Annotated in this window: 16 protein-coding genes; 10 read left to right on the top strand and 6 right to left on the bottom strand. The window is 64.6% G+C overall.

Annotated elements, in window-relative coordinates; translation table 11 throughout:
- Window positions 1-55 precede the first annotated feature (55 nt).
- Window positions 56-2,332: an NADP-dependent malic enzyme gene (locus ACLRDN_RS05295; RefSeq protein ID WP_413459275.1), complete on the bottom strand. Its 2,277-nt coding sequence runs from the start codon at window positions 2,330-2,332 to the stop codon at window positions 56-58.
- Window positions 2,333-2,857: 525 nt separating this feature from the next.
- Here ACLRDN_RS05295 and ACLRDN_RS05300 point away from each other — a divergent pair.
- The 3 genes from ACLRDN_RS05300 (at window position 2,858) to ACLRDN_RS05310 (ending at window position 5,496) form a co-directional block, all read left to right on the top strand.
- The gene (locus tag ACLRDN_RS05300; protein ID WP_413459276.1) at window positions 2,858-3,586 is read left to right on the top strand and encodes a DUF2076 domain-containing protein; all 729 of its coding nucleotides are present in this window, start codon (window positions 2,858-2,860) and stop codon (window positions 3,584-3,586) included.
- A 261-nt stretch (window positions 3,587-3,847) separates the two neighbouring features.
- A complete protein-coding gene (locus ACLRDN_RS05305; protein ID WP_413459277.1) occupies window positions 3,848-4,816 on the top strand; it encodes a GlxA family transcriptional regulator in 969 nt (322 codons plus the stop codon).
- Window positions 4,817-4,878: 62 nt separating this feature from the next.
- Window positions 4,879-5,496 carry a TetR/AcrR family transcriptional regulator gene (locus tag ACLRDN_RS05310; protein ID WP_413459278.1) on the top strand — a complete coding sequence of 206 codons (618 nt, stop codon included), beginning with the start codon at window positions 4,879-4,881 and terminating at the stop codon, window positions 5,494-5,496.
- Between the two features lie 80 nt (window positions 5,497-5,576).
- Here ACLRDN_RS05310 and ACLRDN_RS05315 read toward each other — a convergent pair whose 3' ends face one another.
- From ACLRDN_RS05315 to ACLRDN_RS05330, 4 genes are all read right to left on the bottom strand, one after another.
- On the bottom strand, window positions 5,577-7,040 hold the full coding sequence (locus ACLRDN_RS05315) for an efflux transporter outer membrane subunit (protein ID WP_413459279.1): 1,464 nt from the start codon (window positions 7,038-7,040) through the stop codon (window positions 5,577-5,579).
- Complete coding sequence (locus ACLRDN_RS05320; RefSeq protein ID WP_413459280.1) at window positions 7,037-10,135, bottom strand: efflux RND transporter permease subunit; 3,099 nt, start codon at window positions 10,133-10,135, stop codon at window positions 7,037-7,039. Before ACLRDN_RS05320 ends, ACLRDN_RS05315 begins: the two co-directional genes overlap by 4 nt.
- The gene (locus tag ACLRDN_RS05325) at window positions 10,132-11,229 is read right to left on the bottom strand and encodes an efflux RND transporter periplasmic adaptor subunit (protein WP_413459281.1); all 1,098 of its coding nucleotides are present in this window, start codon (window positions 11,227-11,229) and stop codon (window positions 10,132-10,134) included. The genes ACLRDN_RS05320 and ACLRDN_RS05325 overlap by 4 nt, the downstream gene beginning before the upstream one ends.
- Window positions 11,230-11,391: 162 nt before the next feature.
- The gene (locus ACLRDN_RS05330) at window positions 11,392-11,988 is read right to left on the bottom strand and encodes a TetR/AcrR family transcriptional regulator (protein ID WP_413459282.1); all 597 of its coding nucleotides are present in this window, start codon (window positions 11,986-11,988) and stop codon (window positions 11,392-11,394) included.
- 233 nt (window positions 11,989-12,221) lie between these two features.
- On the opposite strand from ACLRDN_RS05330, the gene ACLRDN_RS05335 reads away from it, so the two are divergent.
- The 4 genes from ACLRDN_RS05335 (at window position 12,222) to ACLRDN_RS05350 (ending at window position 14,849) form a co-directional block, all read left to right on the top strand.
- Complete coding sequence (locus ACLRDN_RS05335) at window positions 12,222-12,803, top strand: TetR/AcrR family transcriptional regulator (RefSeq protein WP_413459283.1); 582 nt, start codon at window positions 12,222-12,224, stop codon at window positions 12,801-12,803.
- 228 nt (window positions 12,804-13,031) lie between these two features.
- Window positions 13,032-13,736 carry an SDR family oxidoreductase gene (locus tag ACLRDN_RS05340; protein ID WP_413459284.1) on the top strand — a complete coding sequence of 235 codons (705 nt, stop codon included), beginning with the start codon at window positions 13,032-13,034 and terminating at the stop codon, window positions 13,734-13,736.
- A 58-nt stretch (window positions 13,737-13,794) separates the two neighbouring features.
- The gene (locus ACLRDN_RS05345) at window positions 13,795-14,604 is read left to right on the top strand and encodes an oxidoreductase (protein WP_413459285.1); all 810 of its coding nucleotides are present in this window, start codon (window positions 13,795-13,797) and stop codon (window positions 14,602-14,604) included.
- A gap of 47 nt (window positions 14,605-14,651) precedes the next feature.
- The gene (locus ACLRDN_RS05350) at window positions 14,652-14,849 is read left to right on the top strand and encodes a hypothetical protein (RefSeq protein WP_413459286.1); all 198 of its coding nucleotides are present in this window, start codon (window positions 14,652-14,654) and stop codon (window positions 14,847-14,849) included.
- Between the two features lie 341 nt (window positions 14,850-15,190).
- On the opposite strand, the gene ACLRDN_RS05355 is transcribed toward ACLRDN_RS05350, so the two are convergent.
- Entirely contained in the window at window positions 15,191-15,583 is a 393-nt protein-coding gene (locus ACLRDN_RS05355) for a winged helix-turn-helix transcriptional regulator (protein ID WP_413459287.1), read from the bottom strand.
- A 269-nt stretch (window positions 15,584-15,852) separates the two neighbouring features.
- Between ACLRDN_RS05355 and ACLRDN_RS05360 the strand changes: the two genes are divergently transcribed.
- From ACLRDN_RS05360 to ACLRDN_RS05370, 3 genes are all read left to right on the top strand, one after another.
- Window positions 15,853-16,290 (top strand): MarR family winged helix-turn-helix transcriptional regulator, encoded by a 438-nt coding sequence (locus tag ACLRDN_RS05360; RefSeq protein ID WP_413459288.1) that lies wholly within the window; start codon window positions 15,853-15,855, stop codon window positions 16,288-16,290.
- Window positions 16,291-16,399: 109 nt separating this feature from the next.
- Window positions 16,400-17,704, top strand: coding sequence for an MFS transporter (locus ACLRDN_RS05365; RefSeq protein ID WP_413459289.1), 1,305 nt, complete (start codon window positions 16,400-16,402; stop codon window positions 17,702-17,704).
- Window positions 17,705-17,863: 159 nt separating this feature from the next.
- Window positions 17,864-19,297, top strand: a complete 1,434-nt coding sequence (locus ACLRDN_RS05370; RefSeq protein ID WP_413459290.1) for a S1C family serine protease — start codon at window positions 17,864-17,866, stop codon at window positions 19,295-19,297.
- The last annotated feature ends 37 nt before the right edge of the window (window positions 19,298-19,334 follow it).

Raw genomic sequence — 19,334 nt, forward strand, 5'->3', positions numbered from 1 at the left:
AACAACGCCCCGCCGTCTCACGACGGCGGGGCGTTGTTCATGCTACCGGCCGGATTCAGGCCTTGGACTTGCCGTCCTGTGCCTTGGCCGCAGCCAGCGCGGTCATGTTGATGACACGGCGCACGGTGCTCGACGGGGTCAGCACGTGCACGGGAGCGGCCGCGCCCAGCAGGATGGGGCCGATGGTGGTGCCCTGGCCGCTGCTGGTCTTCAAGACGTTGAAGAGAATGTTGGCGGCATCCAGGTTGGGGCAGACCAGCACGTTGGCTGCACCCGTCAGACCGCTGTCGGCCAGGCCCGCGTTGTTGCGGATCTTTTCCGACAGGGCGGCGTCGCCATGCAGTTCGCCGGCGGATTCCACGTCCGGTGCCAGCTTCTTGAAGGCTTCATGCGCGGCGGCCATCTTGCGGGCCGAGGGACGCGAGGAGCTGCCATGGTTGGAGTGCGACAGGAAGGCCACCTTCGGCGGCACACCGAAGCGCGCCACTTCTTCGGCAGCGGCCTGGGCGATGCGCGCCAGCTGCTCGGCGTCCGGGGTGTCGTTGACGTAGGTGTCGGTGATGAAGAGCGTCTGTTCCGGAAGCAGCACGGCGTTCAGGGCGGCGAATTCCTGCGCGCCGTCCTTCAGGCCAATCACCTTTTCCACATGGGCCAGGTGGCCGTCGTAGTTGCCATCCAGGCCGCACAGCATGGCGTCGGCGTCACCGGCCTTGACCATCAGCGCCGCCAGCAGGCTGCCGCTGGCACGCACGTCGGCTTCGCTGCCGTCCTTGTACTGGGCGGCGTACTGCGCCACGCGGGCGTCGCTGGCCGGATCGATCACTTGCACGTTCTGGCCGATCTTGATGCGCAGGCCGGCCTTCTTGATGCCGGCTTCGATGGCGGCGGGCTGGCCGACCAGGATCGGTGCGGCCAGGCCTTCGTCGGCCACGAACTGCACGGCGCGCAGCACGCGCTCGTCCTGGCCATCAGCGTAGACCACACGTTGCGGCGCGACCTTGGCGGTGTTGAAGACGGGCTGCATGAACATGCCGGTCTGGTAGATGAAGCGGGTCAGTTCTTCGCGGTAGGCGGCGTAGTCCTTGATGGGACGGGTCGCCACGCCGGACTCGGCGGCTGCCTTGGCCACGGCCGGGGCGATCTTGAGGATCAGGCGCGAATCGAACGGGGTCGGGATCAGGTAGTCGGCACCAAACACCAGTTCCTTGCCGGGGTAGGCGGCGCTGACTTCGGCGCTGGTCTCGGCCTTGGCCAGGTCGGCGATCTCGCGCACGCAGGCCAGCTTCATGGCTTCGGTGATCTTGGTGGCACCGCAGTCCAGCGCGCCACGGAAGATGTAGGGGAAGCACAGCACGTTGTTGACCTGGTTCGGATAGTCCGAACGGCCGGTGGCGATGATGCAGTCCGGACGGACCGACTTGGCCAGCTCGGGGCGGATTTCCGGTTCCGGGTTGGCCAGCGCCAGGATGATGGGCTTGTCGGCCATGGTCTTGACCATCTCGGCGGTCAGCACGCCAGGGGCCGAGCAGCCCAGGAAGACGTCGGCGCCGTTGACCACGTCGGCCAGGGTGCGCGCTTCGGTCTTGATGGCGTAGCGCTGCTTGGAGGCGTCCAGGCCACCCGGGCGGCCTTCATAGATGACGCCCTTGCTGTCGACCATGTAGACGTTCTCGCGCTTCACACCCAGGCCGATCATCACTTCCACGCAGGCGATGGCGGCAGCACCGGCGCCGGAGACGGCGATCTTGACGGCGCCGATGTCCTTGCCGACCAGTTCCAGGCCGTTCAGCAGGGCGGCCGAGGAGATGATGGCGGTACCGTGCTGGTCATCGTGGAAGACCGGGATGTTCATGCGCGCCGAGAGCTTCTGTTCGATGTAGAAGCATTCCGGGGCCTTGATGTCTTCCAGGTTGATGCCGCCCAGGGTCGGCTCCAGTGCGGCGATGATCTCGACCAGCTTGTCCGGGTCGTTCTCGGCCAGTTCGATGTCGAACACATCCACGCCGGCAAATTTCTTGAACAGGCAGCCCTTGCCTTCCATCACCGGCTTGGAGGCCAGCGGACCGATGTTGCCCAGGCCCAGCACGGCGGTGCCGTTGCTGATGACGGCCACCAGGTTGCCGCGCGAGGTGTAGTCGAAGGCCTTCAGCGGGTCGGCTTCGATGTCCAGGCAGGGATAGGCCACGCCCGGCGAATAGGCCAGCGACAGGTCGCGCTGGTTCGACAGCGGCTTGGTGGGACGGACTTCGATCTTGCCGCGCGACGGGGTGCGGTGGTATTCGCGGGCGGCGTCACGCAGGAGTTGCTCGGCGGCAGAAATGTGTTGGGTCATGGTCTTGGTGAGGGATGAAAAACGGTCTTGAGGCAGCGGCTTGCACGACGTCTGATGTCGCTGCAGCCAGCTTGCACTGTTCTGGTTTCCTGGTCTTGAATGCGGCGGGCCGATCGGGAAGGATGGTGGTTTCTCGTCGGTCCGGAGTGGGGTACGGAAACCGGCTTCCAGTGTTGGTTGCCGGGTGGCCGCGCCTGCCTCCGCCCGCTCCGGGCTTGTGGCCGCGGGAACGGGTGCGGGGAGGGGGATATTACCTAAAAATTCACGCTTCGGGTTTTTTGCGGCCATGCCGTTTGCGTTCAGGGGGCCGCCGACGGCTGTTACAAGCTGTTTCCAAGTCGACGATTGTTGACACAAATCTGCAAGCAAGGGGCGCGCATAATGTCGTTGAGCCCGCTGATGAGGTGCATGCCGGTCATCCGTGGGAGCGGGTTGGCGCGTTGTGTCTACAGTCTGCGTTTCAATCGCGATTCACGCGTTTTTATGGTTTTTTTTTGATTGTTCAACTTTGTCGGGAGCGTCATCATGAGTCCGCAAGAAACCCAAGCCCTTCAGGATTTTCTCCAGCAACTGACGCAGGTGCAGGGCATCAGCAAGGATGCCCAGGCCGACGCGATGATCCAGGCGGCGGTGGCGCGACAGCCGGATGCGGCGTACCTGCTGGTGCAGCGGGCCTTGTTGATGGAACAGGCCCTCAACGCCACCAAGGCCCAGGTGGCCGCCCTGCAGAACCAGGTGCAGTCCTTGCAGGCCAATGCATCGGGCGGTGCGCGTAGCTCGGGCTTTCTCGATGGCAACGCCTGGGGCAATGCGCCCGCCGCAGCCCCGGCGCGAGCACAGCCTGCCGCCCCGGCTTATACGCCGGCCCCTGCACAGCCTTATGCCGCGCCCGCTTACCAGGCAGCACCGGCAGCAGCGCCTTCGTCCGGATTCTTCGGCGGCGGCATGGGCAGCATGCTGGGCACCGTGGCGGCGACGGCCGCGGGCGTGGCCGGTGGCGCCTTCCTGTACCAGGGCATCGAGCACCTCTTCAACGGCAACAGCGGATCGGGACTGGCGCACCAGAACGGCCTGAGCGCCCCGGTGGAGAATATCGAGAACACCACCGTCAACAACTACTACGGCAGCCAGGGCGACCGCAAGTCCGACCTGGCCAGCAACGACACCAGCAGCGGCGACACCAGCAGCGACCTGGCTGACCTCAGCAATTTCGACCTGGATGACAGCGGCGGCTACGACGATACGCTGGTGTGAGCCGGCGCACCCTTTGCTTCACCCCTCAGCCCGCAGGCACGCGCCTGCGGGCTTTTTCATGGGCGGGATCGTTTTTTCCTTCATTGACGGGCCCGGGCGCATCGTTTCAGCTGGCGTGAATGACCTGCGATCTGGCCGGTATCGGCTGCTGTTGACGCCGGCTGCCGCCGCCTGGAGATGGCACAATGAGCGCGCCCGGCGCAACGCGCGGCCTCCGTGCGGCGCGCCAGGCTCCCGCTTACCTCATGACCCGGTTCCCCGATGACGATAGTGACGATGGTGGTATTCGATGGCGTACAGGCGCTCGACGTCTCCGGCCCGCTGGATGTGTTCGCCGAAGCCAACCGGTTTTTGATGCCGTCTGACCGCTATCGGCTGCAGACTGTCAGCCTCGATGGCGCGGCTGTGACCTGTTCCAATGGCCTGGTCCTGCAGGCCGGGCAGACCTGGCAAGAGGGCGTTCCCTCATCGGACCTGTTGCTGGTGGCCGGCGGCCCGCCCGTGCCCGGACGCTCCTTGCCGCAGGATCGGCAGGCCTGGTTGCGCCAGGCCTGCCAGCAGGCGCAACGCTTCGGCGCGATCTGCAACGGCGCCTTCCTGCTGGGCCACGCGGGCCTGCTGGCGGGACGCACCGTGACCACCCACTGGAACGACGCTGCCGCACTGGCCCAGCTCTGTCCGCACGCCCGGGTCGAGGCTGATCGCATCTACGTCGAAGATGGCAATCTCTACAGCTCGGCGGGCGTAACGGCCGGCATCGACCTCGCGCTCTACCTGCTGCGCCGCGATCACGGCCCGGAGGTGGCGCGCAATGTCGCCAAGCGCCTGGTGGTGGTGATGCAGCGTGCCGGCGGCCAGTCGCAGTTCAGCCCCTGGCTCGATGCCATGGCTGATCCGGCCTCGCCGGTGGCCGAGGTGCAGCGCCAGATCCTGGCACAGCTGCGCCAGCCCTGGCCGGTGGCCGAACTGGCGCGTCTGGCCAACATGAGCCTGCGCAGCTTTACCCGCAGCTTCAGCCGCGAGACCGGCATGGCACCAGCCCAGTTCATCCAGCGCGCCCGCATCGAGGCCGCGCGCAACCTGCTGGAAAGTGGCGAGCTGCCCATCAAGGGCATCGCCTATGAATGCGGTTTCGGTGACGCCGGGCGCATGCGCCATGCCTTCGTGAGTGCCCTGGGCGTGAGTCCGCAACGCTATCGCGAGGCTTTCCGGCAACGCGATCCTGTCTGAGTGCAGAACTTTTGGCGTACAATGAACATCTATATCTGCAGAGTGATTGACAGGAGTTCGCCATGCGCAAATCCAATGCTGAAGCCGCCGAGACCAGGAAGCGCATCCTGGAGACGGCCTCTGGCCTGTTTCTCAGCAATGGCATCACGGCCACTGCCATTTCCGATGTCATGTCCGCCTGTGGCCTGACCCAGGGCGGCTTCTATCGCCACTTCACCTCCAAGGAACACCTGGTGGCCGACGCCAGCGCGGTGGCCTTTGACTACCTGCAGGGGCGTTTGGACGAGCTGACCAGCGGCAAGCCGCCGCGCGAGGCGCTGCAACAGATCGTGCATGCCTACCTGCGCCAGCACCAGGCCGGCGATGGCCGCCTGCTGTGCCCGCTGGCCAACCTGTCCACCGAGCTGGGACATGCCGACCAGCAGGTCAAGGAAGTGATCACGGCCGGCTACTCGCGCCTGGTCAAGCTGATCGCGGCCCCCCTGATGCGCCTGGATTACCAGGACTACATCGGCCTGGCCGAGTCCATCGTCTCCATCCTGGTGGGCGCGGTTTCGCTCTTGCGCATGGCCGATGACGAGGCCCTGGCCGACAGCATCACCGCCAACGCCGAGAACACCGTGCAGCTCCTGCTGCAAGGCGCCCCCACCCAGGCCGACCTGGTCCTGCCCCGCCATTGAAAAAAAAGTCCTGGCCGGCTTGCGCCGGGCCAGGACCAAAAACGCTGCCCTCCACAGGCAGCGGTACTCCACGGTGACGTTCAGTCCTTGCGTGCCAGTTGCTCTGCCCCCGCCGGTGCAGGGTCTTTCCAGCCCCCTCCCAACGCCTTGTACAAGCTGATGCGGTTCTGCACTTCGGCCAGCCCCGTGCGGATGCTCTGTTGCTGGCTGGCGAACCAGGCACGCTGGGCATCGAGGTAGTCGAGATAGCTGGCCTCGCCACTGTCATAGCGCAGCTTGGCCAGGTCGTGGCGCTTCTGTTCGGCGCGTTCCTGCGCCTGCACTGCACGCAGTTCATCGCCCAGCGTGGCGCGTCCGGCCAGGGCATCGGCCACTTCGCGGAAGGCGCCCTGGATGGTCTTTTCGTACTGGGCAATGGCGATGTCGCGGTCGGCCTGGGCCACGCCGAGATTGGCGCGATTACGGCCACCATCAAAAATCGGCAGGGTGATCGACGGCAGGAAGCTCCATGAACGGCTGCCCGATTCGAACAAGCCATTCAAGGCATCGCTGGCCGAGCCGAAGCTGCCGGTCAGGCTGATGCGCGGGAAGAACGCCGCCCGCGCCACGCCGATGTTGGCATTGGCCGCGCGCAGCAGGGCTTCCTGCTGGGCGATGTCGGGCCGCGCCGTCAACAGGTCCGAGGGCAGGCCGGCCGGCAGCTCGGCCATCACGCTGGCGCTCCAGGAAGCGTCGGGTCCGGGCAGCAGGCTTGCGGGCACCGGCTGGCCCAGCAACAGGACCAGCGCGTTTTCATCCACGGCACGCTGGCGCTGCGCCTGCAGCACGGCGATGCGGGCCGCCTCCAGCAGGGAATCGGACTGGTGCAGGTCGTAGTCGGAACTGGCGCCCATGTCGCGCAGGCTGACCTGGCGCTGGTGCGAAGCCGTGCGGCTCTCCAGGGTCTGGCGCGCCAGGGCCAGCAGGCGCTCGTCGGCCACCAGCGCTTCATAGCTGTAGGCCACTTGCGCCACCACGCTGATCTGGGTGGTCTTGCGCGCCTCCTCGGTGGCGTTGAAGCGCTCCAGCGCCGCACCGCTCAGGTTGCGCACCCTGCCGAACAGGTCCAGCTCGAAGGCAGTCACGCCCAGGCCCACGTTGTAGGCGGTGGTCAGCCCGCCCTTGCCGGCCGGGGCCACCGCATCGGGTGTCTGCTGGCGGGCACCCGAGACGCCCAGGTTGACCGTGGGCAGGCGGTCGGCCGACTGCACCTGGTAGAGCGCACGGGCGCGTTCGATGTTCAGGGCTGCCACGCGCAGGTCACGGTTGTGCTCCAGTGCCAGGGTGATGAGCTGGCGCAGCGAGGCGTCGCGGAAGAATTCCTGCCAGGGCAGGCTGGCCGCCGGGGTGGCCGCTGCCGCGTCGCTCGCGCCGGGGGCCACCTTCTCCGGCCATTGGGTCTGCACCGGCAGGTCCGGCCGTTCGTAGGTCGGTGCCAGCGAGCAGCCGGCCAGGAGGGTGGCGAAGAGGACCGAGGCCCCGCCCAGGTGTTTGATCATGTTCATGCGAACTCCTTGGAGTGGACAGGCTTGATGGGAGAGACGACGGCCGCAGGCTTGCGCACCTTGAACCACAAGGAGTACAGCGCCGGCAGGAACAGCAGGGTCAGGACCGTGCCCACACCGACGCCGCCGATGAGGACGTAGGCCAGCGGACCCCAGAAGGTGGAGTGGGTCAGCGGAATGAAGGCCAGCATCGCCGCCACCGCCGTCAGGATCACCGGACGCGCACGGCGCACGGTGGACTCGATCACCGCCTCATAGGGGCTGAGGCCGGCGTCGAGGTCATGCCGGATCTGGTCCACCAGGATGAGCGTATTGCGCATCAGGATACCGGCCAGCCCGATCAGGCCCAGGATGGCGTTGAAGCCGAAGGCCTGGTGGAACACCAGCAGCGTGGGCACGGCGCCGACCAGGCCCAGCGGGGCGGTGGCGAACACCATCCACATGGTGGCGAAGGAACGGACCTGCAGCATGATGATGGTCAACATCAATACGATCATCAGCGGGAACAGCTTGGCCAGCGCCTGGTCAGCCTTGGCGCTTTCTTCCACCGAACCGCCGGTGTCGATGCGATAGCCCGGGGGCAGGCTGGCCTTGAGCGCGGCCAGTTGCGGCAGGATCGCGTTGGTCACGTCGGGCGGCTGGCTGCCGTCGCGGATGTCACCTTGCACGGCGATGTAGGTCTCACGGTTGTAGCGTTTGAGGACGGCATCTTCCATCCGCGTTTCCAGCCGCGCCACCTGGGCCAGCGGTACGCTGGCGCCGCTGTCGGTGGTCAGCACCAGGTTGCGCAGGTCGGCCAGGTTGCTGCGTTCGGCATGGGGGCTGCGGATGAGCACATCGACCGTACGCAGGCCTTCGCGCACCTGGGTGGCGGGGATGCCGTTGAGCATGGCCTGCAGCTGGGTAGCGGCGTCACGCGGCGAGAGGCCGACCTGGCGCAGGCGCTCCTGGTCCAGGCTCAGGTGCACGTTGGCAGTGCGGTTGCCCCAGTCCATGTGGACGTCGCGCATGTCGGCGTTGGCAGCCATCACCACGCGCACCTGTTCGGCGATGTCGCGCACCCGGTCCAGGTCCGGACCGACCACGCGGAACAGCACAGGGAAAGGTACCGGCGGGCCGAACACGAACTGGCTCACACGTACCCGGGCTTGCGGGAAGCGGCCTTCGGCGATCATCTTGCGGATCTTTTCCTTGAGCACGTCACGCTCGGCGGGGCCAGCGGTGAGCACGATCATCTGGGCGAAGGCCGGATTGGGCAGCTCCGGATTGATCGAGAGGAAGAAGCGCGGCGTACCCTGGCCGACGTAGCTGGAGACGATCTCGGCTTCCGGTTCCTTGCGCAGGTTCGCTTCGATCTGCTTGACCACGGCGTCGGTGGCGGCAAAGGCGCTGCCCGGCGGGAGGTTGATTTCCAGCGTCAGTTCGGGCCGTTCGGAGTTGGGGAAGAATTGCTTCTGCACCGCTCCCATGCCCACGCCGGAGAGCAGGAACAGGGCCACCGTGACGGCCGCCGTCAGCCATTTGTGGTCCACGCACCACCGCACCAGGTTGCGCAGGCGCACGTAGTTGGGGGTGCTGTAGATCTCGTCGTGGCCACCGGCCTTCACCGGGATGTTGGGCAACATCTTTACGCCCATGTAGGGAATGAACAGCACCGCCACCACCCACGAGGTCAGCAGCGCAAAGGCCACCACCCAGAAGATGTTGCCGGCGTATTCGCCTGCGGTGGAGCGGGCAAAGCCGACCGGCAGGAAGCCGATGATGGTCAACAGCGTTCCCGAGAGCATCGGTGCGGCAGTCGCCGTCCAGGCATAGGTGGCGGCTGCCACCCGGCTCAAGCCCTCTTCCATTTTCACCACGATCATCTCGATGGCGATGATGGCGTCGTCCACCAGCAGGCCCAGCGAGAGGATCAGCGCGCCCAGCGTGATGCGGTCGAACACGCGGCCGGTCATGAGCATGATGACGAACACCGCGCCCAGGGTCAGCGGGACGGCGGCCGCGACCACCACACCGACGCGCCAGCCCAGTGTAGCCAGGCTGACCGCGATCACCACAGCCAGGGCCATGAAGAACTTGATCATGAATTCGTTGATCGCTGCCTTGATGGCCTTGGACTGGTCGGCGATCTGTTCCAGCGTGATGCCGGTGGCCAGGTCACCTTGCACCTGGTGCTGGAAACCGCTCAGGTCCTCGCCCAGTTGCAGGCCGTTGTAACCCTTCTTCATCACCACCCCCAGCACCAGGGCAGACTCGCTCTGGGTGCGGATGACGAAGCTGGCCGGGTCTTCGTAGCCACGGCGTATCTCGGCGATGTCGCCCAGCTTGACGGTGCGCTCGGCGCCCACGATGGGAATCGCCTTGACGGCCTCGATGCTGTCGATGGCGCCGTCCAGGCGCAGCTGCACGCGCGGGCCGCTGGTCTCCACAAAGCCGGCGGAGGTCACGGTGTTCTGCTTGCCCAACGCATCGATGATGGCTTGCGCCTTGATGCCCAGCGTCGCCAGGCGCTGGTAGGAAATGTCGACGAAGATGCGTTGCTGCTGTTCGCCCAGGATGTTGACCTTCTGGACGCCGGGCACGCGCAGCAGGCGCTGGCGGATATCCTCGGCCTGCAGGACCAGCTGGCGGTGCGGCAGGTTGCGGGCTTCCAGCGAGAAGAGCGAGAAGTAGACATCCGAGTATTCATCGTTGATGAAGGGACCGTAGACGCCGCGCGGCAGGTTGGCGGCTTCGTCGCCGAGCTTCTTGCGGACCTGGTAGAACTGTTCTTCCACGGTCTTGGCGTCGGTGTCATCCTTGAGATAGAGCTTCATGGTGACCTGGCCGGGACGCGAGGCGGTTTCCACGCGGTCATAGGCTTCCAGTTCCTGCAGGCGCTTTTCCAGACGGTCGGCGACCTGCTCCTGCATTTCCTGGGCGGTGGCACCGGGCCAGGCAGCGGCGATGGTCATGACCTTCACCACGAAGCTGGGATCTTCGGCACGGCCCAGGCGGAAGAAGGCGAAGATGCCGGCCACGCTGATGGCGATGATCAGGAACAGCGTGATGGCGCGCTGCTGCACGCCGAAGGCGGAGAGATTGAAGCGGCTCATGATCCGCTCCCCATGCGGGTTTCCGCCAGCAGTTGCACCTTCTGGCCGGACTTGAGCAGATGGCCGCCCATGGCCACCACGTGCTGGCCGGGGGTCAGCCCTTGCGAGACGCGTACCAGTTCTTCGCCCAGCTGGGCCACCTTGACCGGCTGCAGGCTGACGGTCCCGGACTTGTCATCGATCACCCACACTCCCGTGCCCTTGCCCTGGTCCACCAGGGCGCTCAGCGGCAGGCGCACCCCCTCTGCGGCGGGCGCGGCGACATGGATGGTGACGGTCGCGCCCAGCGGCGCACGGGCGGCGCTGCCGCCCAGGGTGTAGCGCGCCAGGTAGGTACGGGTTTGGGCGTCGGCCACGGCGGCCAGTTCGCGCAGGGTGGCCGGCGCGCTTTGGCCGGGCTCGCTGAAGAGGGTGGCGGTGGCGCTGCGGCGGGCCACGTCCAGTTCCTGTTCGGGCAGGTAGACCTGGGCTTCGCGCGCGCCATTGCGCGCCAGCGAAACCACGGTCTGGCCGGCGGCGACCACCTGGCCCACATCGGTGGGCACGGCCAGTACCACGCCATCCATGTCGGCCTTCAGTACGGCGTAGTCGCGCTGGTTTTCGGTTTCGCGGGCGCGGGCGGCGTCGGCGCGGGTCTGGGCCACGGCGGCGTCGGCGGCGGCCTTGGCCTGTTCATAGGACTGGGTGGAGATGGCGCCATGTTCCAGCAGCTTGCGCAGACGCGCTTCCTCGGCCACGGCCTGCACCTGGCGCGCCTGGGCGGCTTCGACCGCAGAACGGGCGGCCGCCAGGGCCAGGTCGTAATCGACGGCATCGATGCGCATCAGGGGCTGGCCACGGCGCACGGTCTGGCCGGGATCGACCAGGCGTTCGACGATCTTGCCGGCCACCCGGAAGCCCAGGTTGCTTTCAGTGCGGGCGTGGACCACGCCGGTAAAGCTGACGCGCTCGCTGCCGGCCGCTTGCACGGTGACCCAGGCCACCTTGGCCACGGTGTCCGCCGGCGGCGGCGGATGGCCGCAAGCGGCCAGGGAGAGCAGGAGCGTGGCGCTGATGACGGTGCGCCGGGGCAGGCGGGAGAGCAGGGTGTGCATGGAAGCCTCGGAGAAAGGAGCGAGCGTTGAAGGGCTGACTGGGATCAGCGAATATTAGAGTACATCTAACCGCTAAATATAGATTATCAGCGAACTCTAAAAAATTCAAGGCGTTTCTGCCGGGCTGGTTGCGGGGGATGCCTGGTGTGTGGCGGCAATGCTTCAGATGCCTGGGCTGGAGGGTGCCAGCATGGCGTGCAAGGTCTTGCGGCAATTGGCCAGGATGGCCGTTTGCGTCTGGGCATTGACGGCCACCCGGGCCAGCATGACGGCGCCGACCATGGCCGTCACCAGCGCCGCCCCGAGCTCGGCGGGCTCGGCCGCGCCGGCCTGCTCGGCCAGCCTCTGGTAGAACTGCACCAGCAGTTGGTGGCCTGCCATGGCGGCGCCCCGCACCACCGGATCGGCCCGCCGCAACTCGCTGCCCAGGTTGGGCAGGGGGCACATGCCGTCACAGTCGTGGCCGCTCAGCTGGTCCAGATACATGTCCACCGCCAGCACCAGCGCCTGCTGCGGCGTACGGCCGGCCACCGCTTGGGCGAAGGCGGCGAACATGTGCTCGTTGGCGGCCTTGCTGGCCTCGACGATGAGTTGTTCCTTGGAACGGAAATGACGGTAGAAGCCGCCCTGGGTCAGCCCGGCCGCCTGCATGATGCTGGCGATCCCCGTCTGCGCCAGGCCATCGGCCAGGAACATGCGGGTGGCCGTGGACAGGATGCGCTTGCGCGTATCCAGCGTTTCCTGCTTGGACTTTTTCATGGCGTGAACTCCTGTTGCAAATCTGTTTTTGCAATTTAGAGTTCAAATATAATCTATTTATAGATGTTTACCGAACTCTAAATTGTTTCAATTTCTGTTTGGAGTCTTTGTGCCGAGGTTTTCTCGTCGCCACTGCGGTGGCGTGATCAGCACGATGTGTCGCCGATGAGACGGCGAGAAAAAAATCTGCATCTGAATATGATGATCATCATATTTCGTGGTATCGTCTGCCCATGAACTCAATCGCTACTAGCAAGAAAGAGCAATCCCATCGGCGCATCGTGGCCGCTGCGGCGCGCGTCATGCGCCGGGACGGCTTCAAGGGCGTGGCAGTGGCCGAGGTGATGAAGGAAGCCGGCTTGACGCACGGTGGTTTCTACGCGCACTTTGCATCGCGCGATGCGCTGCTGGCCGAGGCGGTCATCCACGCCAGCGAAGAAAGCGGCGCCATGGTTTCCGACTACGTCGACAAGCTGGCCGCACGCAATGGTGACCGGTTCCGCAGTTTCGTGGAGGCCTATCTTTCCGAAACACATATCGATGCATGCGAAAACGGCTGCCCCGTCTCCGCACTCTGCAGCGAAATGCGCAGCCAGGCGCCGGAGGTGCTGGCGTCTTCGCGGCAGGCCGTTTTCAACCTGCAGGCTTTGGTACGCCGGGTGCTTCCTGCTCATCACGGTGATCAAGCCAGCTGGACGATCGCCGCGACCATCAGCGGTGCCATGCAGATGGCCCGGGTGTTGGGAAACGGCAAGCAGGGACGCGCATTGCTCGCTTCGACCCGCGCCGAACTGCTGGAACGATACGCAGACTGAAGAATTTCCTCACGGAATGCGTCATGCACAGCACGCTGTGTCATGCATTGCGGGGTGGTGGTGTGTTCCATCCCGTTTTTTATTGCCGCATAATATGATGGTCATCATATTTTGTCATCTGAATCTGGTTTGAAAGAAACGTGTCACCGATCTGAAAACGCTCTGGTGACTGAACAAACAAGCTGACGTACAACGCAAGTCCCCTCCAACCCACTGAAAGGAATCATCATGAAATTCGAAAACGCAGTCGTACTGGTCACCGGCGCCAATCGCGGTCTGGGCCTGGAATTCGCTCGCCAAGCCCTGGAACGCGGCGCCAAGCGCGTCTATGCTGGCGCCCGTGACGCCTCGTCGGTCAAGCTGGCTGGTGTCAAGCCGATCCAGCTTGACGTCACCAAGCGCGAGGACGTGCTGGCCGCCGCCGAGAAGATCGGCGATCTCACCATTCTGATCAACAATGCCGGTATCGCCCAAACCGGCGGCTTCGTGCCCGCCAACGCACAGGCCCAGCTGCAGGATCACCTCAACACCAACCTGTTCGGCATGCTCAACCTGAGCCAGGCCTTCGCTCCCATCCTGGCCAGGAACGGCGGCGGTGCCATCATCAACATGCTCTCGCTGCTGAGCCTGGTCAACACGCCCGTACTGGGCACCTATGGCGTATCCAAGGCGGCCGCCTGGGCCTTCACCAACGGCCTGCGCCAGGAACTGCGCCAGCAGGGCACCCAGGTCGTGGGCGTGCACGCAGGTTTCATCGATACCGATCTGGCCCGTGGTTTCGATGCGCCCAAGGTCACTCCGGAAAGCGTGGTGCGCAATACCTTTGATGTGGTGGAAGCGGGCGGCCTGGAAGTGCTGGCCGATGAGCCTAGCCGCCAGATCCAGCAAGCGCTGTCGTCGTCGGTGTACCTGACCGATATCCTGGCGGGCTGACACGCACGTCCCGTACTCCGGTGCATTGGCACCGGAGACCAACCACAGGGGAGGACCCATGAAGCAACAAAAGATAGTGTTGGTGACCGGCGTGTCTTCCGGCATCGGCCGGGAAACGGCACGTGTGTTCGCCATGCAAGGGCACAAGGTGTACGGCACCGTACGCAATGTCGACACTGCCAGCGCGATTGCAGGGGTGGATCTGATCGCCATGGACGTGCGCGATGAAGCCTCGGTTGCACGCGCCATCGGCGCCGTCATCGAACGCAGCGGCACCATCGACGTCCTGGTCAACAATGCCGGCGTGTCGCTGGTAGGGGCGGTGGAAGAAACTTCCGTGGCCGAAGCGCAGGCGCTCTTCGAGGTCAACGTGATGGGCTTGCTGCGCACCAGCCAGGCGGTCTTGCCGCAGATGCGCAAGCAGGGCAGCGGCCGCATCGTCAACGTCAGTTCGGTGCTGGGCTTCCTGCCGGCGCCGTACATGGGCCTGTATGCCGCTTCCAAGCATGCGGTGGAGGGATTGTCGGAAAGCCTGGATCACGAGACCCGCCAGTTTGGCGTGCGCGTGGTGCTGGTCGAGCCGGCCTATACCCGCACCAGCCTGGACCTGAATGCGCCCAAGGCAGGCAGGAAGATCGCCGCCTATGACGCCCAGCGCACGGCCGCCGCCGCGGCAGTGTCGCAGCATGTGCATCAGGCGCCGCTGGCCGAGACGGTGGCCCGCACCATCGTCGCGGCTGCCCTCGATACGCGCTGGAAGATGCGCCACACGCCCCCGGGCCAGGCGTCGCTGCTGACCAAACTGCGCCGCTTCATGCCGGCCGGGCCGGTGGATTCGGCGATCCGCAAGGGGCTCAACCTGGCCTGAGGCGCGCCAGCCTTGCCAAGGCGGGTGGCGCTATCCGGCCTGCAGGTGTGACGACATACAAGAAAAATAGAAAAAAGCGGCTGTTTTCTTTAGCCCAGGCAGAAGCTAGTAGAAAAAAAGTATCAGAAGAATTGAAGAATGTAGAAGTTGGTAGAAGAATTGCGGTTCAAGCTAAAGCAGGCCTGCTTTCATCGGGATGCAGAACGTGTCTATTAAATGCTCTTTATTTTCCAGGCATTGCTTAGTCCACTACGTCAATAACCATTTCTAAATAGCAACATTCAAGAAAGGTATTCATTTAACCAAACTGTTTCAAAAAGTTACAATTTGAATGCGTGTACTTAACGTCGCGCATTGCGAGCTCTTCTGTAGCAAAAAAATGATGTTGTAACATTTTGATACAAGAGTTACAGAATCGTACGCATATGTCGGAATAATCGGCACGAATTTTCAGTTGAGAAGAATTTTTCGCCCTAGAGTGAAGTTGACGCGGGCTGAGGATTCCATGAAGATGCGGGCCGTTTGACAAGTCGATTGTGACTGTCGCAACCGATAGAAATGTGCATCTAAAAAATGAAGCGATGCACTACTGAGAAGGGATTGTTAGTGATGTTGATTTGCTCGCAGATTTGACCCTCTCCATTTGACCCACCTTCCATTGCCTGCTGAAGGCAGCCACCCGGTCATACGACCCCTCGTATCCCAGCTCTCTTAAGTCCAGGAACATCTGTTTCAGGGTCCTTCTTTGCTTCCGAGATTTGACCGCCTCTGCGCTGAGCCAAGCGGAGAGCCTGGCGGTGAAGTCATCGAGCGAGCTTGGCGAACGCCTTGCTGGATAAGCAGGTTCGCTGACATCGGATCGGATGTAGCGGCGAACTGTGTTGCGGGATATGTCGAGCCTGCGGGCGATTTCCCGAATTGAGATGCGGTCTCTGATGTACCAGCGTCGAATAATTCCAAGTAGGGCCACGTCTATCACTCCGTTCTCCCGCTCGCTGTCATGAGCAGGATTGTGGTCTAAACATGGGTCAACTTTGGATGCAAATTTCCTGGGAAAGTGGGTCAGTTTTCAATGCAAATCAACACCTGACAGCAGGGCAGCAGGCTGGCTTGACTTGCGGCTGAGCTGGCCTTATGATGCATACACATCGATGCATATGCATAGGTAATCGCAACTGACGGGACCGGCTGAACCGGCCCCGTCAGTTTGTTTATCCGGCTGCCGCCCGCGCCCTTTCTGGAATGCCCATGAGCAAGGACATCTGCACCTGCGCCCCCCTGCGCCGCCTCACGCGCAGGATCACCATCATCTATGACCATCACCTGCAGGACAGCGAGCTGAGCATCACCCAGTATTCGCTGTTGAGCCGCATCGGCCGCAAGGGTCCGATTGCCAACATCGTGCTGGCGCAGGACATGGGCATGGACCGCAGCACCCTGAGCCGCGCCCTGAAGCCGCTGATGGCGGCCGGCTGGATCGAGACCGTGGACCTGCCCGACGAGGCCCTGCTGGACAAGCGCTCCTTCGCCCTGCAGCTCTCGCGCGCCGGCCGCGCCAAGCTGGACGAAGCGCGTCCGCGCTGGCGCCGCGCCCAGGACGAGATCGATCGCCGCCTGGGTCCCAAGCTCGCCCGTGAATTCAACGACCTCATCGAGGACGCCTACGCTCGCCTGCAGGACGCCTGACACCTCACGCGGCCACCAGCCCGGTTTGAACTGCAATGAAAACTGCTTCACCCGACGACTCCACCTCGCCCATCCACTTCGCCCAAACTGCCCTCCCGACAGGATCGCAATGAACAAACTGACCCAATCGCTGGCCAACGCCGTCACACCCCGCTTCCACTATGCCTGGGTGGTGGTGGGCGTGATCTTCCTCGTGCTGCTGTGTTCGGCCGGCATCCGCGCTACGCCCTCGGTGATGATCCTGCCGCTGGAGCAGGAATTCGGCTGGAACCGCTCCACCATCTCGGTGGTGATCTCGGTCAACATCGCCCTCTATGGCCTGATCGGTCCGTTCTCGGCGGCGGCCATGCAGCGCTTCGGCATCCGCCGTGTGGTGCTGGGCGCGCTGGTGCTGCTGGCGGCCGGCACGGCCTTGTCCACCCTCATGCAGATGCCGTGGCACATGCTGCTGTCCTGGGGCTTGCTGGTCGGTGCCGGCACCGGCGTGGCCGCCAATACCCTGGGCGCAACCATCGTCAGCCGCTGGTTCGAAACCCGCCGTGGCCTGGCCATGGGCTTGCTCACCGCCAGTGCGGCCACCGGACAGATGGTGTTCCTGCCGCTGATGGCGGCCATGGTGGGCAGCTATGGCTGGCGCTCGGTGGCCTTCCTGGTCTCGGCCGTGGCGCTGCTGGCCATCCCGCTGGTGTGGTTGCTGTTGCCGGAAGGCCCGGCCGCCATCGGCCAGAAGATGGTGGGCCAGACCAGCGAGACGGCCGATGACGGCCGCTCCAAGCGCAATCCCCTGGCCATCGCCCTCGATGCCTTGCGCACCTCGGTGCGCATGCCGGACTTCTGGCTGCTGTTCATGAGCTTCTTCGTCTGCGGGCTCTCCACCAATGGCTACATCGGCACGCAGTTCATCGCCATGTGCAATGACTACGGCATCAACGAAGTCAGCGGCGCCTCCATCCTGGCCGCCATGGGCATGCTGGACCTGGTCGGCACCACGCTCTCGGGCTGGCTCTCGGACCGCTACAACCCGCGCGTGCTGCTGTTCTGGTACTACGGCCTGCGCGGCCTGGCGTTGATCTTCCTGCCCTATGCCTTCGGCCTGCAGTATTACGGCCTGGCTATCTTCGCCATCTTCTATGGCCTGGACTGGATCGCCACCGTGCCGCCCACCGTGCGCCTGGCCAATGACGTCTTCGGCCGCCTGGCTGCGCCCATCGTGTTCGGCTGGATCGTGGCCGGGCACCAGCTCGGCGCCGCCACCGCCACCACCGTGGCCGGCTACATGCGTGCCACCTTGGGCAACTACACGCTCTCCTCCATTCTGATGGGCATCGCCTGTCTGGTCGGTGCGGTGCTGGTGTTGCGCATCAAGGGACACAAAGGTCAGCAGCCCCAGCAGCCGCAGGTGGCCAGCGCGTAAATTATTTCACCTGCGTGTTTTGGAGAAGGCCATCTTTCTTGTGGGAGGTGGCCTTTCTTTCATTTAACGGGCATATGGGGCAATCGCGGGGGCAGGGTGCCCGTGCGAGAATGCGCTCATCGGCCAGCAGGGGTGCTGGCTCATTTTCCCGGCTCGATGATGAACAAGACACTCCAGCAATCCCGGCGGCGTCCTGTAGCGCTGCTGCCTGCCATGGCGCTGCTGCTGGCCTGCGCACTCGGCTTGGCGCCTGGCGCCCAGGGCAGCGAAGCGCTCATGCCCGCCGTGGAGAACAAGAGCCCGCTGCAGTTGCCGGCGCAAGCCACGGCCCGCCCGGCCTACCTGGCACGCGCCCAGCGCCGCTTCGACCAGGGCAGCCAGGGCAGCCAGGTGATCGGGCAGTTGCAGGGCGGCATGTTCTGCACCCGCAAGAACGAGATCATCTGGAACCAGAACAGCGCCGATGTCATGTTGCCGGCCAATGCGCTGTTCCAGCGTTTTCGCAGCGAGCTGCAGCAGCATGGCTATCCCGTGCCCTCACCGCCGGCCGAGCCGCTCTTCCGCGAACAAGGCGCACAGGCCGCCGGCGAGCGCGCGCCGCCGCCGGACTTCAACCTGCAGGTGGGCGTGATCATCAACCAGTTGCAGACCAACCTCTGCGCCAAGGGCAGCGACGGCTGGACCGGCGAGGCCTATGTGCGGCTGGAATGGCAGGTGTTCGCGCCCGAGCAGCGCAAGGTGATTTATCGCGGCATGAGCGAAGGCGTGTTCCGTTCGCGCGAACGCAGCCTGGAGGGCAGCATGCCGCCGATTCCGATGGAGGCCTTCGGTGTGGCGGTACGCAATCTGCTGGCCGACCCGCGCTTCGCACTGGCCCTGCAATCGCCCTATGACAGCGTGGCGGCCGCCGCCAACGGCAATGCCGACAGCGCGGTGGCGCGCGCGCCCGCACCCGCACCCGCGCCGCCGGGCAGGCCCTTGTCCATCGACAACCAGCCCGCCGAGCGGGGCAGCAGCGAGATCGCCCAGCGCATGCCCGAGCTGCGGTCGGCGGTGGTGACGGTGCTCACCGAGCGGGGTTCCGGGACCGGCTTCTACATCGGCAGTTCCGGCTGGCTCTTGACCAACCAGCACGTGATCGGCCAGGCCGGCGCCGTGCGCGTGCGCCTGCCGACCGGCCGCGAACTGCTGGCAGAGGTGGTGCGGGTGGATGCGGCACGGGACATCGCGCTGCTCAAGACCGAGGCACCTGGCGTGCGGCCCATGCCGCTGCGCATGGGGGAGCCGGGCATCGGCGAGGATGTCTATGCGCTGGGTTCGCCGCTGGGCGATGCGTTCAACACGACATTGACGCGCGGCATCCTGAGCGGCGTGCGCAAGGTACGCGATCTGGATTTCCTGCAGAGCGACGTGGCGATCCTGCCGGGCAGCAGCGGCGGTCCCTTGCTGGACAAGTCAGGCCAGGTGATCGGCATCACCGTGGCCGGGCTGGGTGCCAAGGGTTTGGCGGGGATGAATTTCTTCATTCCGGTGGGCAGTGCGCTCCAGCGGCTGCAATTGCAGTTGCAAAATCCGGAACCCCACAAGCCGTGATTGGCCGGGCCATTCGCAACACCCATTGCGGGGAGGC

The sequence above is a fragment of the Herbaspirillum huttiense genome (assembly GCF_047300815.1).
Lineage (GTDB): Bacteria > Pseudomonadota > Gammaproteobacteria > Burkholderiales > Burkholderiaceae_D > Herbaspirillum > Herbaspirillum huttiense_A.

Excerpts from the sequence above, each read along its gene's own strand:
- ACLRDN_RS05340 (WP_413459284.1), top strand. The coding sequence starts at position 13,032 with ATGAAATTCGAAAACGCAGTCGTACTGGTCACCGGCGCCAATCGCGGT.
- ACLRDN_RS05365 (WP_413459289.1), top strand. The coding sequence starts at position 16,400 with ATGAACAAACTGACCCAATCGCTGGCCAACGCCGTCACACCCCGCTTC.
- ACLRDN_RS05305 (WP_413459277.1), top strand. The coding sequence starts at position 3,848 with ATGACGATAGTGACGATGGTGGTATTCGATGGCGTACAGGCGCTCGAC.
- ACLRDN_RS05310 (WP_413459278.1), top strand. The coding sequence starts at position 4,879 with ATGCGCAAATCCAATGCTGAAGCCGCCGAGACCAGGAAGCGCATCCTG.
- ACLRDN_RS05330 (WP_413459282.1), bottom strand. The coding sequence starts at position 11,988 with ATGAAAAAGTCCAAGCAGGAAACGCTGGATACGCGCAAGCGCATCCTG.
- ACLRDN_RS05320 (WP_413459280.1), bottom strand. The coding sequence starts at position 10,135 with ATGAGCCGCTTCAATCTCTCCGCCTTCGGCGTGCAGCAGCGCGCCATC.
- ACLRDN_RS05315 (WP_413459279.1), bottom strand. The coding sequence starts at position 7,040 with ATGAACATGATCAAACACCTGGGCGGGGCCTCGGTCCTCTTCGCCACC.
- ACLRDN_RS05335 (WP_413459283.1), top strand. The coding sequence starts at position 12,222 with ATGAACTCAATCGCTACTAGCAAGAAAGAGCAATCCCATCGGCGCATC.
- ACLRDN_RS05325 (WP_413459281.1), bottom strand. The coding sequence starts at position 11,229 with ATGCACACCCTGCTCTCCCGCCTGCCCCGGCGCACCGTCATCAGCGCC.
- ACLRDN_RS05360 (WP_413459288.1), top strand. The coding sequence starts at position 15,853 with ATGAGCAAGGACATCTGCACCTGCGCCCCCCTGCGCCGCCTCACGCGC.
- ACLRDN_RS05345 (WP_413459285.1), top strand. The coding sequence starts at position 13,795 with ATGAAGCAACAAAAGATAGTGTTGGTGACCGGCGTGTCTTCCGGCATC.
- ACLRDN_RS05295 (WP_413459275.1), bottom strand. The coding sequence starts at position 2,332 with ATGACCCAACACATTTCTGCCGCCGAGCAACTCCTGCGTGACGCCGCC.
- ACLRDN_RS05300 (WP_413459276.1), top strand. The coding sequence starts at position 2,858 with ATGAGTCCGCAAGAAACCCAAGCCCTTCAGGATTTTCTCCAGCAACTG.
- ACLRDN_RS05370 (WP_413459290.1), top strand. The coding sequence starts at position 17,864 with ATGAACAAGACACTCCAGCAATCCCGGCGGCGTCCTGTAGCGCTGCTG.